Genomic DNA, 13,024 nt, shown 5'->3' on the forward strand with positions numbered 1-13,024 from the left:
TTTAAAGTCATAGCTCCCAGTCGCTTTATTCATAGCTCAAGCCATGCCAGGGGTCGTGCGGGATACTATGTCCCTGTGGTGCCACAGGGCATTCCCGACCTGTCACAATTCCGGCAAAAGATTCTGGTAGTGTCTGGCCCATCGGTCGACCGTGCCCCGCCAGAGAGGCTGCGGCGCCCGTGCCGCCCGGGCCGGCCATGCTCCGGCCCCTGGTACCCGCGCGACGGATGCCAGCGCATCGCAGTGGCGGCAAACCAAAACAGGAGACGCCATTCATGCAGCCAAGACCCCTCGAACCCAGCGAGCCGGTTGTCCTTGCCCTGGTTGATGCCGTAACCGCCTGGCAAGGTGCGTTGGAACAGACGCTATGCGCCTCTGGCCTGAACTACTCCCAGTGGCTGCTGCTGCGGGCCATCCGCCAGGATGCCTTCGTGCGCGGCTCGCCATTGACGGGCCCGATGCCGATCGATGTCGAGCGTTCCGAGACGATGCTGGATGAACTGCGGCGCGACGGCTGGATCGAGTACGCCGGCACTCAGGCGCCCCGCATTGCAGAAAGCGCAGCCAACCGGCTGCAGCGCACCGCGCAGGCCCTCAGCGCGCTGCACAGCGTGTCAGTGGCGGCGTTCAGTTCGCAAGAGCGCGCTGCGCTGGGCACCCTGCTGGAGCGGATGAAGACCACGCTGAGCGACCACACCACTCGCCAGGTTCGCGCGGGCACCGAAGCCGCCCGGCAGGAAAAAGCTGTCGCGCCCTCGCATTGCCCCGGCCTGCCGCCGGTCGCACACCGCCCCACCTCTTGCCCCACCCTCGCCGCCACGCGCCTCTGAGCGCCGCGCAAGCCGTCCCGCGGGCAGCAGCGGGAGGCCGCCCACCTTTTCTTCGCGCGCCATCGTCATACCCGCCACTTTTCTTGCGCCGGGCATGCGGATTTTTCCTAAAGTATGAGCATGCCCCGGCACATGCCGCGGGCCGCCCGTCGACACCGCGAGGAGGGATCATGCCGCAGGAGAACGAAGACAAGGTCGCGCACCTGCTGGACGAACTGGCCAGCTTCGCGCGCGAGCGGCTGCCGGCGGCGATGTTCGCCGTGGTCGAGCCCTTCCTGCTGCACTACTACGACCAGGCCGACGCCGAGGACTTGCTCCAGCGCGACGTCGACGATCTCTACGGCGCCGTGATGGCGCACTGGCAGACCGCACAGAAATTCACCCCCGGCAATGCACGCATCCGCGTCTACAATCCCAACCTGGAAGAGCACGGCTGGCACTCGGACCACACCGTGGTCGAGATCGTCAATGACGACATGCCCTTCCTGGTCGACTCGGTGACGATGGAGATCAACCGGCAGGGACTGGCGCTGCACTCGGCCATCCATCCCGTGTTCCGGGTCTGGCGCGACGCGCGCGGCGGCATCGAGCGGATCGCCCCGGGCGGCGCCGGCGAGGCCGGGGACAGCTCGCGCCTGGAATCCTTTATCCATTTCGAGATCGACCGCAGCGGCGAGGCCGCGCGGCTGGAGGCGCTGCGCAGCGGCATTGCGCAGGTGCTGGTCGACGTGCGCGCGGCGGTGGAAGACTGGTCGAAGATGTGCGGCATCACCCAGGCCACCATCGCCGCCATGGCGCAGGCGCCCGACGCGGCCGCGCCGGAGAGCGTCGAGGCGCGCGCCTTCCTGGACTGGATGATGGATGACCACTTCTCCTTCCTCGGCCAGCGTGACTACCAGCTGGTGTCGCAGGACGGCCGCTACTTCCTGCGCGGCGTGCCGGGCTCGGGCGCGGGCATCCTGCGCGAAAGCCTGCGCGAGCCTGATGCCGAAGATCTCACGCTGCTGCCCGCCGCGGCCACCGCGATCATCGAAGGGGCCTCGCCGATCTTCCTGACCAAGGCCAATTCGCGCGCCACCGTGCACCGCCCGGGCTATCTCGACTATGTCGGCGTCAAGCTGCTCGATGAAAAGGGGCAGCTGTTCGGCGAGCGGCGCTTTGTCGGCCTGTACACCTCGACTGCCTATACGGCGCCGATTGCGGAAATTCCGCTGGTGCGGCTCAAGTGCGCCAATATCCTGGCGCGCGCGGGCTTCCTGGCCAAGGGGCACCTTTACAAGTCGCTGGTGACCATCCTTGAGCAATATCCGCGCGATGAACTGTTCCAGGCCACCGAGGATGAACTGTTCGACATCACCACCGGCATCCTGCGGCTGCAGGAACACCAGCGCACCCGGCTCTTTGTACGGCGCGACCGCTTCGACCGCTTTGTCTCGTGCCTGGTGTTCGTGCCGCGCGACAAGTACAACACCGACCTGCGCCAGAAGATCCAGAGGCTGCTGACCGCGGCCTTCCACGGCACCAGCTGCGAGTTCACGCCGCTGCTGTCCGAGTCGCCGCTGGCGCGCATCCAGCTGACCGTGCGCGGCGAGCCCGGCACCATGCCGCATGTTGATACGCGTGAGCTGGAGGCGCGCATCGTGCACGCCAGCCGCCGCTGGCAGGACGATCTCGCCGAAGCCCTGCATGAAAGCCACGGCGAAGAGCAAGGCAACCGGCTGCTGCAGCGCTACGGCGGCTCGTTCCCCGCCGGCTACCGTGAGGACTACCCGGCCCGCACCGCGGTGCGCGATATCGAGCTGATGGAGCACGCGCTGCGCGGCAACGGCATGGCGATGAACCTGTACCGGCCGATCGAGGCCGCGCCGGGGGTGTTCCGCTTCAAGGTGTACCGTGCCGGCGAGCCGATCGCGCTGTCGCACAGCCTGCCCATGCTGGAACACCTGGGCGTGCGCGTGGATGAAGAGCGCCCCTACCTGATCGAACCCGACAGCGGCGCGCCGGTATGGGTGCACGACTTCGGGCTGGAGATTGCCGACAGCGGCGGCGCGGCGGAATTCGACATCGCGCGCGTCAAGGCCTTGTTCGAGGATGCGTTCGCGCGCGCCTGGCACGGCGAGATCGAGAACGACGACTTCAACCGCCTGGTGCTGCGCGCCGAGCTGGCCGCACGCGACGTCACCATCCTGCGCGCCTATGCCCGCTACCTGCGCCAGGTAGGCTCGACCTTCAGCGACGCCTATATCGAGCGCGCGCTGACCGGCAACGCGGCCATTGCCGCCATGCTGGTCGGCCTGTTCGTGGCGCGCTTCGACACCTTCAGCGAGGTCGCCACCGACACCGCCCGCCAGGCGCGCTGCGACAAGCTGCTGGCCGATATCGGCGCGGCGCTGGACAAGGTGCCCAACCTGGACGAGGACCGCATCCTGCGGCTTTTCCTGGGCGTGATCAACGCCACCGTGCGCACCAACTATTTCCACCGCGGCGAGGAAGGCCAGCCGCGCCCATATGTGTCGTTCAAGTTCAATCCCGCGCTGGTCCCCGGCCTGCCCGAGCCGCGCCCGATGTTCGAGATCTGGGTCTACTCGCCGCGCGTTGAGGGCGTGCACCTGCGCGGCGGGCGCGTGGCCCGCGGCGGACTGCGCTGGTCAGACCGGCGCGAGGACTTCCGCACTGAAGTGCTGGGCCTGATGAAGGCGCAGATGGTCAAGAACACGGTGATCGTGCCGGTGGGCTCCAAGGGCGGCTTCGTGGTCAAGCGCCCGCCCCCGCCCACCGACCGCGATGCGTTCCTGCAGGAGGGCATCGCCTGCTACCAGACCTTCCTGCGCGGGCTGCTGGACCTCACCGACAACCTCGTCGGCGGCCAGCTGGTGCCGCCACCCGAGGTGGTGCGCCACGACGACAACGACCCCTACCTGGTGGTCGCCGCCGACAAGGGCACCGCGACGTTCTCCGACTTCGCCAACGCGATCTCGGCCGAATACGGCTTCTGGCTGGGCGATGCCTTTGCGTCCGGGGGCTCGGTCGGCTATGACCACAAGAAGATGGGCATTACCGCGCGCGGTGCGTGGGAATCGGTCAAGCGGCATTTCCGCGAGATGGGTGTCGATATCCAGACCACGGACTTCACCGTGGCCGGCATCGGCGACATGTCGGGCGATGTGTTCGGCAACGGCATGCTGCTGTCGCCGCATATCCGGCTGGTGGCGGCTTTCGACCACCGGCATATCTTCCTCGATCCCGACCCGGACACGACAAGGAGCCTGCAGGAACGCACGCGGCTGTTCGGCCTGCCCCGCTCAAGCTGGGCCGACTACGACGCCACGCTGATTTCCGCCGGCGGCGGCATCTATCCGCGCAGCGCCAAGACCATCGCGCTGTCGCCGCAGGTGCAGGCGGTGCTGGGAGTCACGGCAGCCACGCTGTCGCCGGCCGAGCTGATCCACGCCATCCTGATGGCGCCGGTCGACCTGCTCTACAACGGCGGCATCGGCACCTACGTCAAGTCCAGCCAGGAAACCCACCTGCAGGCCGGCGACCGCACCAACGACGCGGTGCGTGTCAACGGCAATGACCTGCGCTGCAAGGTGGTCGGCGAAGGCGGCAACCTCGGCTTCACCCAGCTGGGCCGCATCGAGTTCGCGCGCAAGGGCGGGCGCATCAACACCGACGCCATCGACAACTCCGCCGGGGTGGACTGCTCGGACCACGAGGTCAATATCAAGATCCTGCTCGGGCTGGTGGTTGCCGACGGCGAAATGACCGAGAAGCAGCGCAACAAGCTGCTGGCCGAGATGACCGACGAGGTCGGCCTGCTGGTGCTGCAGGACAACTACTACCAGACCCAGGCACTGTCCGTGGCCGGGCGCAGCAGCCCCGCGCTGCTCGACGGCGAGGCGCGCCTGGTGCGCTGGCTGGAGCGCGCCGGACGGCTCAACCGGCCGCTGGAGTTCCTGCCTTCGGAGGAAGAAATCGCCGAGCGCAAGCTGGCCGATGAAGGCCTGGCATCGCCGGAGCGTGCCGTGCTGCTTGCCTACAGCAAGATGTGGCTGTACGACGAACTGCTGGCCTCCGACGTGCCGGAAGACACGCTGGTCGCCGGACTGCTTTCGGACTATTTCCCGGTGCCGCTGCGCCAGCGTTACGCCGACGCGATGCAGCGCCACCCGCTGCGGCGCGAGATCCTGTCGACACACCTGACCAATATGCTGGTCAACCGTATCGGCGCCACCTTCGTGCACCGGATCATGGAAGAGACCGACGCACGCCCGGCCGATATAGTGCGCGCCTGCCTGATCGCACGCGATGTCTTCGGCCTGACCACCCTGTGGCAGGAGATCGATGCGCTGGACAACCGTGTGGCCGATGCCGAGCAGGCGCGCATGTTCGGGGCCGTGGCGCTGCTGCTGGAGCGCGCGTGCCTGTGGTTCATCCGCTATCTGCGCAGCGGCAGCAAGGCCGCCGAGGACCTGGCGCGCTTTGCCCAGGCCGCGCAATGGCTGGCCCCGCAACTGCCGCGGCTGCTGCCGCCGGCCGATGCGACGGCACTGTCAGAGCGCACCCGGGCCTTGACGGATGCAGGGGTCGACGAAGCGCTGGCTGTGCGCGTGGCCGGCAGCGAGATCTCCGCCGCCGCGCTCGATATCGCCGAAGTGGCCACGGCGTGCGAACGCAGCCTGGACCTGGTGGCGGGGGTTTATTTCGCGCTGGACAGCCACCTGAGCTTCAGCTGGCTGCGCGAGCGCGCGCTGGCGCTGCCATCGGACACGCACTGGGACCTGCTGGCACGCACCACCACGCTGGAAGACCTGGGGCGGCTCAAGCGCGCACTGACCGTCAGCGTGCTGTCACAGGAGGGTGAACTGGATACGCCCGACGCCATGATCGATGCCTGGCGCTCCAGCCGTCATGGCGCGCTGGAACGCTTTACGCGCATGCTGGCCGACCAGCGCGCCTCGGGGGCTGCGGGGCTGTCGATGCTGTCGGTCGCGGTGCGCGAGATCGGTATGCTGGAACGCGCATAGCGCTGGCCAGCCCGGGCTTATTCGTCTGCTTCCGCGCCCGTGTCGAGGTCCGCATCGTCGCCGATGCCGGCGCCTGCGCCACGCGGGCGCAGTTCCAGCCCGAGCAGGACCAGCAGGTCGAAGGCATCGGAAAGCAGGTGTTTCTGCCTGGGCAGCAGGCTGGCGTACGGCATGTCGTAGATCGACTGGTGCGCGGCACGCTCGCCCTTGAGGCCGCGGTCGCGCGCGATATCCGACAGCAGCGCGGCAAACCCTGAGAGGTCCTGCGCTGCCAGTGCTGAATTCAATACCTTGGCGATCACTTCCGGCGAAGCGTTCGCCCAGCCCATGCGTTCAGCATTGGAGGCAGAGTCTTGAGGAGGGTCGGCAAAGTCCATGATTGTGTATAACGGTCCCGCCTGAGCAAGCTTAAGGCGGCAACCATGTGAATTTGACCCCACATGCGTGGGGTGACATGGCTTGCCGCCCGACGATCCGGGCTAGCGCGGTACCGGCTTCGCCGCCACCTGGCGGTAGACCGTGCTGCCGTCGCGCGCGGTGCGTGCCTGGACGTGATTGCGTGCGCCGCATTGCGGGCAGCGGAACACGGGACCCTGCCCTTCATTGCGGATCTGCACCTCATTCGGCTCCCAGCGCGCACCGCAAGCCTGGTTCCCACAAACAAACATGAAATCTCCTTGAAACAGACGCCCGAGAGCCTGAGCCGGGCGCGATACGGGGCATGGCCGCACTGCCCGGTGGCGGCGCGGCCATGCCTGCTCAGCCGTCATTATCAGGCCAGTCGACCGGGCGCGGGCCCATTCGCCACATATTCGGCGGCTCACCCAATGCCGTGCTCTGGTACATCCAGGCGCCGCAGCCCGTGCAGCGCCAGCGGCTGTCGACCTTGCACCGGTTGCTCATGGCCGCAATGCCAGAGGCAGCCAGGTGCTCGTGTGGCGGCACGCTGGACGGTTCGCCCACCAGCTGATGACACAGGTCACAGGCGTGCATGGCATCTCCTGTCACGGCGATGATTGCGCGGCGGCGCCCTCAGCCATTGTGCTGCACCCATTGCCGCGCCCACGAAATCGCCGCGGCCCGCGCATCTTCGGGCGTGGCGTGCGTGGCCGGCGGCGCGCCGCCCTCCAGCACCACGGCGCCCGACTCCCAGATATCGCACAGGGCCTTGAACCGCCCCATGCCCAGCGCGTGGCAATACACGTGGATCACGAAGCCGCCGTACTCCACCACGTCAGTGGCAGTATCGGTCAGCGCCTGATCCGCGGTGGGATCGGACGGCACCAGCGGCACATCGGGCTGGCGCAGCACCCGCCGCTCCGCGGCCGTGCGCACCAGCATGGCGCAGGCACCGCCCACCGCCGCGCCCAGCACCACGCCCAAACCAAACCAGCAAGCCCTGCTCCCGCACCTCGCCATGGCATCCCCCGCAGCGACCCTGCCGGTCCTGGCACGACCATGCTGTGCGACCGGCATCGCTTTCAGGTTATACCAATCCAGGCCGACACCGCCTGCCACCAACTTCCACGCGGCAATGGCACAGCGCCGCAGGGTGTGGCGGCGCACGAAAATGAGAATCGTCGGGGATGACCGAAGCGCTGGCCAGAGCTATACTGTACATCCATACAGTATCCGGATACTGCCCATGCCCTTATACCAGTCCGATTCCATCCTGCTCGAGGCCTACTACTTCGGCGACGACTGCGAATCCCTGCGCCTGCCTTGCGGCAGTGTCTGCGTGGACGCCGGCGCCATCCTCGTCGACGGCATCGAGCCACTCCAGTTGCAGGCCCTGCGCTGGACGCCGGATTTCCTGTCCTTCGATGCCCAGGGCACCCGTCACCGCTACCCGGTCAGCCGCCCCGCCCTCGTCGGCCCCGGCCAGGCACGCTTCGCACTGCTTTAAGCTACGGCTTCCGCATCGCCGATGCGCCACGCCGCTTGCCCACATGCCAGACCTCAGCCCGACCGCCAGCCAACTGATCCGCTCGCTCGACCTGCAGCCGCATCCGGAAGGCGGCTACTACCGCGAAACCTATCGCGGCGAAGAGCAGGTCGTCTGCCAGGACGGTCGCACACGCGCAGCCTGCACCGCGATCCACTACATGCTGTGCGGCAACGACTATTCCGCGTGGCATCGCATCCGGTCCGACGAACTCTGGCACTACCACGCAGGCTCCCCCGTGGACGTGCACCGGATCGTGGACGGCACCATCGTCACGCAGCGCCTGGGCGACCCGCTGCGGCATCCCGGCGCGGCCTTCCAGGCAATGGTGCCCGCCGGCCAATGGTTTGCCGCCGAACGCGTGGATATGGCCGATGGCGTGGACTTCGCCCTGGTCGGCTGCACCGTGGCACCAGCCTTCCAGTTCAGCGAATTCGAACTGGCCGACGCAACGGCGCTTGCCGGCCTGGCAAGCGGACATGACGCGCTGTTGCGCAGGCTGACGCGCTAGTCTCCACCCAAGAAACAGCCCGCCGCGGTGGGGTGCGGGCGGGCTGGTGAGTACAGCGGGACCAGTCTAAGCCAGGGTGCCGGCGGGCCATGACGGGAGAACCTGGGTATCTCGCCGCCTTTGCTGGCAACGACCGAGCAGCGCGTATAGCCCAACAGGCACTCAGGATGCGGATTCATATCCTGCAGCACAGATAATCTTGGGCTCACCCATTATTTGCAGCTACAATTATTGCCAAGGATGTCAGCAACCAGTCCAAGCACGGTGTTTCGCTCGCGCTGGCAGCAAGGTTCCACTGGCCGAGCCTGTTGGCAGGGGTAGATGACAGGGCCGACTACAGAGAACTCCGCGAGATCGGCTTCGGCGTCATTGATGAGCGCCTCTATTGCGTGGTGTTCACCCAGGGCGGGAATGCAATGCATATCATCAGCCTGCGCAAGGCCAACAAACGCGAGGCAAGGAACTATGTCGACCAAGCCTAAGATCGTCGTGCCGACCGACGAAGAGGACGCGGCCATCAACCGCGGCATCGCTGCGGATCCGGACACGTACGAGGTCTCGGCGAAAGAGATGTAGGCCATGAAGCCGCTCGGCAAGCGCGGCCGCGGTCGACCCAGGCTCGCCAGCACCAAGGAACTGGTGAGCATTCGCTATGACGCGGACATACTGGATGCATTCCGCGCCAGCGGGGAAGGTTGGCAGACGCTGATGAACGCAACGCTGAACGTTGCGCTTCAACAGGCCATGGACATTACCTACGTTGGGGGCCCACTGCATGGAACCACGGTCCGTGACAACCCCAACACCTTGTCATCCGTTCTCACCTATCGCCCGGTAACAGCCTTCGCGAACGACCCTGCGCATCAGGCAACGTATCGTCGGGTAACCCTCGAACGTGCCATTGGAAACAACGTCGAACGCCGCGAGTTCTTTGTGAGTGACAGTCTCGCCGACAGCGAAGCCGATTCCCTGGTCCAGCGAGAAGACCTTTGGCCTATGTCAGAGCCACACCATGCCTGAGTATTGGATGCGGTCCAATAGGGCAGCTTGGCGGGCTAGCCGGAGTCAGCCAGCACCGGCCGCGTCAACCAAGCTCGCTGATGCAATCGGCGACCTGCCCTTCCCGGGCGTCCGAGTGCTTGCGTGCGTTGCGCATATATGGCGCAAGCTCCACAGGAAAAGTAAGAACGACAGCAGCGATCGCTATCGTTGCAACAGGTTAGGTAGAAAGCGGGCCTGCTTTTCGCAGTAACAGCCAGCGCCGCGCATGGCGGGCCGAAAGGTCATGCACTTATCCACGCTTGCATTCGACCTTCTCTTCATATTCACCGTCGTCCTTCCATTCGCGCTCGATCAGGCAAGGGCCGTCGCGGTACTTCTGCTTCCGCTCATAGCCACGCGGACCGCCCTTGCATTTGCGCTCTTCCTTGTATTCGCCATCGCGCTTCAGTTCGCGTTCGATTTCACACGGGCCGCTACGGAATTTCTCTTTGTACTCACCGCCACGATATGCGCTCGGGTAGCCGCGGTCATCGGCGCGTGCGGCAGCCGCGGCCGTCAGCCAGAGGAGCGTAAGGGTAGCCACACAGAGCTTTCGGAACATAAGTGGGGAATCGGTCGGGAGGATGGCAGAGCATAGCAACGGGCATCGGCGACGGCTGTATCAAAGCGTTACCGCACCGGCCGGCCATTTCCACGCAGAAAATAAAAAACCCGCTTGGCTATTCACCAAGCGGGTTCTGTCTGGTCGGGGCGAGAGGATTTGAACCTCCGACCACCTGCACCCCATATAGATACACAAGATAACAAAATCAGGCAGTTAGCCGAATTCCTCTAACTTGCTGCGTAAACTTTGAGCACGGAGACATGAGGGTCTCCGGGCGATTTTTAGGGCAAGTTAGACAGCCTTCTGACCCTCGAAAACGCCCGGGTGGCGTCTGGACTGAGGCGCCCCCGATGGCTCCATGTCCCGCGCGAGAGATTGCCCTTGCCGGGCAAATTGCTGGCAGCCACGGTGGTGCAACAGCGCTGTGGTACCCTCGCACGCCATTGCAACAGACAGCCCCGCCCAGGGAAGCTTTCGAAATATGATGAACGTGCGATTCGCGGCGCTGGCCACCTTAATGCTCGCAGCCAGCCAACCGGGAATGGCCGCGCGCCCGCTAATCACCGATGATGCACGGATCGTGGATTCTAAGGCTTGCCAGGTGGAATCATGGATGCAATTCCAGAGAAGCGGAAATGAGTTCTGGGCGCTGCCCGGCTGCAATCCGACGGGAAACCTGGAACTGACACTAGGCGGCTCTGCCCAGCGGATTGACGGCGACCTCGACCTCACCAACTTACAGTTTCAGGCGAAGACCCTGCTCAAGCCGCTGGAAACGAACGGCTATGGCGTGGCACTCGCTGGTGGCGTCGTGCACCACCCAAACGCCGAGGAAAGAAAGCTGTTCGGAAACGTGTACGTCAATGTGCCAGTCTCCGTCTCCTTCTTCAACGACCGCTTCGTCACCCACCTGAATATCGGCGCCAATCGTGACACTGAGAGCAATCTAAACCGGATGACGTGGGGCATCGGCACCGAAACGCGACTGCACCCGAGCGTATATCTAGTGGCAGAGACTTTCGGGCAGAACAAGGGCAATCCGTCTTTCCAAGCGGGCTTGCGCTTTTGGATAGTCAAGGACCGCGTCCAGGTCGACACAACCTACGGGAATGTTTTTGGCGGCGGCACTGGTGAGCGCTTCTTCACCATCGGGCTGCGCTTGCTATCGCCGCCATTCCTACCCTAGCGCCAAAAAATCACCGCGTCCTACTTTGTTACAGCGTGCGCGCGAGCCGTCGTTTTCCCACTACAGAACCGTAAATCGCCCTTGCCGAACCGGCGATCACCACTAGACTCAATTGCGGGGCAGTTGACGGGTACGCCCATTCACTTCAAGCCCTCGACCACCCCGGCCGAGGGTTTTTTCTTTTGCGCATCGCAGAAATTAGCGCACGCGCCCGGCTCTGTCCTCACCCGCATGATTTACGGTCTGCATGACGGCATGGATGCTGGCGGTAAGTTGCTGGTAGAGCGGCACGCCCACGAACTTCAGAACAGCCAAGATTACCAGCACTCCGAAAGCGGCAAAGAACAAGTCCAGGTCCTTCACGACTTTACCCTCCGCTTCAGTGTGCCGCGCTCACCCGTAAGTCTGGCTGCCCGGTAATACGAGCCGAGCCAGAAGCGTGCCAAATTGGATAAGCTCCTGATTTGATGGGACTAAAGCTGTAATTAAGCCAAACGACCTAGGAATTAGACCTAAAGTCTGTTTCAGGCCTGAAACGCGCTCCGGGTGATTTCGGGAAAACCGTGGTGGCCGCTCGATCATCATGCGACGGAGTTCAGGATGCCTGACGGCCGACCGCAATCACGATCGGCCTGCCTTTAACATTCTCGATGCGCGGCAGCTCGCCTGTAGCAATGCGCTGCCTGACCGCAGCCATCAGTTCAGTAGCGTCCCACCGACCCTGCTCGATTGCGCCAAAGGCATCGCCGGTGACCGCAAAACGCCCGCCACAGCGGGCGCAGCGGTACATACGGCCGCCATGCAGAATGTCGTATGGGTCGGGCCAGCGTCGTGCCAGCGCACCGCATAGCAAGCAAGGAACGACTGTGATCGAGCTCATTGCATGACCCCCCGGTCGATTGCCCGACCGCCCTGACGGCCGGCCTAGCGTGTTGCAACGGTCTTGCCCGCGTTCAATCCGGAGGGCAGCCCTGTCGCTTCAACATTGGTCTTAGTTTCATTTAAGAAACGTACCCTGACGAGGTAGAACTGTTTGCGACACAACAGAACCAACCACGCGAGATCTCAGCGCGCCGTCCCCGCTTCGGGGGTAATCCGTTTCGCCTATGGCAAAAAAGGCTGCGCAGGTTTGACGATGCCCCGAGCTCCTCTCCAATTCCGCCATACGACTCATACCTTGGACTGTTGCAATTGCGTAACCTTCGCAATACAGCCCGCCGACGGGGGACCGGGGCTGGAAGTCGATAACAAGGTCCAAGCACTAACAGGGCTGCCAGAAATTGCCGACCTCTTGGTCGCGGCTCTCACACATTCACTTCCAAGCAACGGCGGCGGGCTGTACCTTTCACTACAGGGATTTTGCTTGCCCCTACTTCTCAGTGCGCACCGAGAAAGCCAAGCAGGAGAAGGGCGAGCTACCGGTCGATGGCCGTGACGGCAAGATCTGGAGAACCAATTCTCTCGACAGCGACACCCGACGCAACTGGTGCAGAGCAACCATTCCTCACGGGCGGCCCTGCGATCCGCTCGCTTCCACGTGTTTGCCCTCGAGCACCCGGTCGAGGGCTACTTCTACTCGGCGCTCACCGCCGCGTCGTCACCCTCATCCGCCTCAATGGACTTTGCGCAGTGATCGCGGTCAAACCAATGCAGGAACCGGCAGAGCATGCAGCCCCAGCACCTGCCCTGCTGCATGGCCTTGCCAGCCCGGCTTGAGATCGTCTCGTCGGGACTGCCGCCCGCGACGGTGTTGGCGAGCTGGTCCAGCGAGATGAGAAGGTTCCAAAGGTAGCGCTTCATAATCCCTCCCCCGGTTTCATCCCACTCGTCAGGGCGTCGTACGACCGCTCGCAGGCTTGGCCGGCGATACGGGCTGAGTCCCCGTACTCAGCAAGCTCTCCCGCTCGGCGGTCACCCAG

Annotated in this window: 15 protein-coding genes and 1 pseudogene; 7 read left to right on the forward strand and 9 right to left on the reverse strand. The window is 64.5% G+C overall.

The features are described 5' to 3' along the window. Positions 1-275 precede the first annotated feature (275 nt). Both AC1Q6V_RS14785 and AC1Q6V_RS14790 read left to right on the forward strand, forming a co-directional pair. The gene (locus tag AC1Q6V_RS14785) at positions 276-830 is read left to right on the forward strand and encodes a hypothetical protein (RefSeq protein ID WP_011615017.1); all 555 of its coding nucleotides are present in this window, start codon (positions 276-278) and stop codon (positions 828-830) included. A gap of 170 nt (positions 831-1,000) precedes the next feature. Next, entirely contained in the window at positions 1,001-5,857 is a 4,857-nt protein-coding gene (locus AC1Q6V_RS14790; protein WP_010813088.1) for an NAD-glutamate dehydrogenase, read from the forward strand. A 17-nt stretch (positions 5,858-5,874) separates the two neighbouring features. Here AC1Q6V_RS14790 and AC1Q6V_RS14795 read toward each other — a convergent pair whose 3' ends face one another. The 4 genes from AC1Q6V_RS14795 to AC1Q6V_RS14810 all read right to left on the reverse strand — a co-directional run bounded on the left by AC1Q6V_RS14795 (position 5,875) and on the right by AC1Q6V_RS14810 (position 7,198). Further along, entirely contained in the window at positions 5,875-6,234 is a 360-nt protein-coding gene (locus tag AC1Q6V_RS14795) for a hypothetical protein (protein ID WP_454749815.1), read from the reverse strand. Positions 6,235-6,336: 102 nt separating this feature from the next. Next, positions 6,337-6,525 (reverse strand): hypothetical protein, encoded by a 189-nt coding sequence (locus AC1Q6V_RS14800; RefSeq protein WP_010813090.1) that lies wholly within the window; start codon positions 6,523-6,525, stop codon positions 6,337-6,339. 91 nt (positions 6,526-6,616) lie between these two features. Further along, positions 6,617-6,850, reverse strand: coding sequence for a hypothetical protein (locus tag AC1Q6V_RS14805; RefSeq protein WP_058696853.1), 234 nt, complete (start codon positions 6,848-6,850; stop codon positions 6,617-6,619). A 39-nt stretch (positions 6,851-6,889) separates the two neighbouring features. Next, entirely contained in the window at positions 6,890-7,198 is a 309-nt protein-coding gene (locus AC1Q6V_RS14810) for a DUF6566 family protein (RefSeq protein WP_234788122.1), read from the reverse strand. A gap of 304 nt (positions 7,199-7,502) precedes the next feature. On the opposite strand from AC1Q6V_RS14810, the gene AC1Q6V_RS14815 reads away from it, so the two are divergent. The 4 genes and pseudogenes from AC1Q6V_RS14815 to AC1Q6V_RS14830 all read left to right on the forward strand — a co-directional run. Then, a complete protein-coding gene (locus AC1Q6V_RS14815; protein WP_010813093.1) occupies positions 7,503-7,763 on the forward strand; it encodes a hypothetical protein in 261 nt (86 codons plus the stop codon). Positions 7,764-7,806: 43 nt separating this feature from the next. After that, complete coding sequence (locus AC1Q6V_RS14820; RefSeq protein ID WP_010813094.1) at positions 7,807-8,313, forward strand: cupin domain-containing protein; 507 nt, start codon at positions 7,807-7,809, stop codon at positions 8,311-8,313. Between the two features lie 278 nt (positions 8,314-8,591). Beyond that, positions 8,592-8,795 (forward strand): BrnT family toxin, encoded by a 204-nt coding sequence (locus tag AC1Q6V_RS14825; protein ID WP_371852233.1) that lies wholly within the window; start codon positions 8,592-8,594, stop codon positions 8,793-8,795. Continuing rightward, positions 8,779-9,054: pseudogene (locus tag AC1Q6V_RS14830) on the forward strand (BrnA antitoxin family protein); the annotation flags it as partial. The gene AC1Q6V_RS14825 and the pseudogene AC1Q6V_RS14830, both read left to right, overlap by 17 nt. 550 nt (positions 9,055-9,604) lie before the next feature. On the opposite strand, the gene AC1Q6V_RS14835 reads toward AC1Q6V_RS14830, so the two are convergent. Next, a complete protein-coding gene (locus AC1Q6V_RS14835) occupies positions 9,605-9,916 on the reverse strand; it encodes a hypothetical protein (protein ID WP_454749816.1) in 312 nt (103 codons plus the stop codon). A gap of 484 nt (positions 9,917-10,400) precedes the next feature. Here AC1Q6V_RS14835 and AC1Q6V_RS14840 point away from each other — a divergent pair, with 484 nt between their 5' ends. Next, the gene (locus AC1Q6V_RS14840; protein ID WP_454749817.1) at positions 10,401-11,105 is read left to right on the forward strand and encodes a PA4824 family protein; all 705 of its coding nucleotides are present in this window, start codon (positions 10,401-10,403) and stop codon (positions 11,103-11,105) included. Positions 11,106-11,303: 198 nt separating this feature from the next. Here AC1Q6V_RS14840 and AC1Q6V_RS14845 read toward each other — a convergent pair whose 3' ends face one another. The 4 genes from AC1Q6V_RS14845 to AC1Q6V_RS14860 all read right to left on the reverse strand — a co-directional run bounded on the left by AC1Q6V_RS14845 (position 11,304) and on the right by AC1Q6V_RS14860 (position 13,024). Beyond that, entirely contained in the window at positions 11,304-11,468 is a 165-nt protein-coding gene (locus tag AC1Q6V_RS14845; RefSeq protein WP_454749818.1) for a hypothetical protein, read from the reverse strand. A gap of 232 nt (positions 11,469-11,700) precedes the next feature. Next, positions 11,701-11,985 (reverse strand): hypothetical protein, encoded by a 285-nt coding sequence (locus AC1Q6V_RS14850; protein ID WP_454749819.1) that lies wholly within the window; start codon positions 11,983-11,985, stop codon positions 11,701-11,703. 692 nt (positions 11,986-12,677) lie between these two features. Then, on the reverse strand, positions 12,678-12,905 hold the full coding sequence (locus tag AC1Q6V_RS14855) for a hypothetical protein (protein ID WP_454749820.1): 228 nt from the start codon (positions 12,903-12,905) through the stop codon (positions 12,678-12,680). Beyond that, positions 12,902-13,024 carry a DUF2514 family protein gene (locus tag AC1Q6V_RS14860; protein ID WP_454749837.1) on the reverse strand — a complete coding sequence of 41 codons (123 nt, stop codon included), beginning with the start codon at positions 13,022-13,024 and terminating at the stop codon, positions 12,902-12,904. The genes AC1Q6V_RS14855 and AC1Q6V_RS14860 overlap by 4 nt, the downstream gene beginning before the upstream one ends.

Source organism: Cupriavidus sp. GW823-FHT07B10, assembly GCF_058794355.1.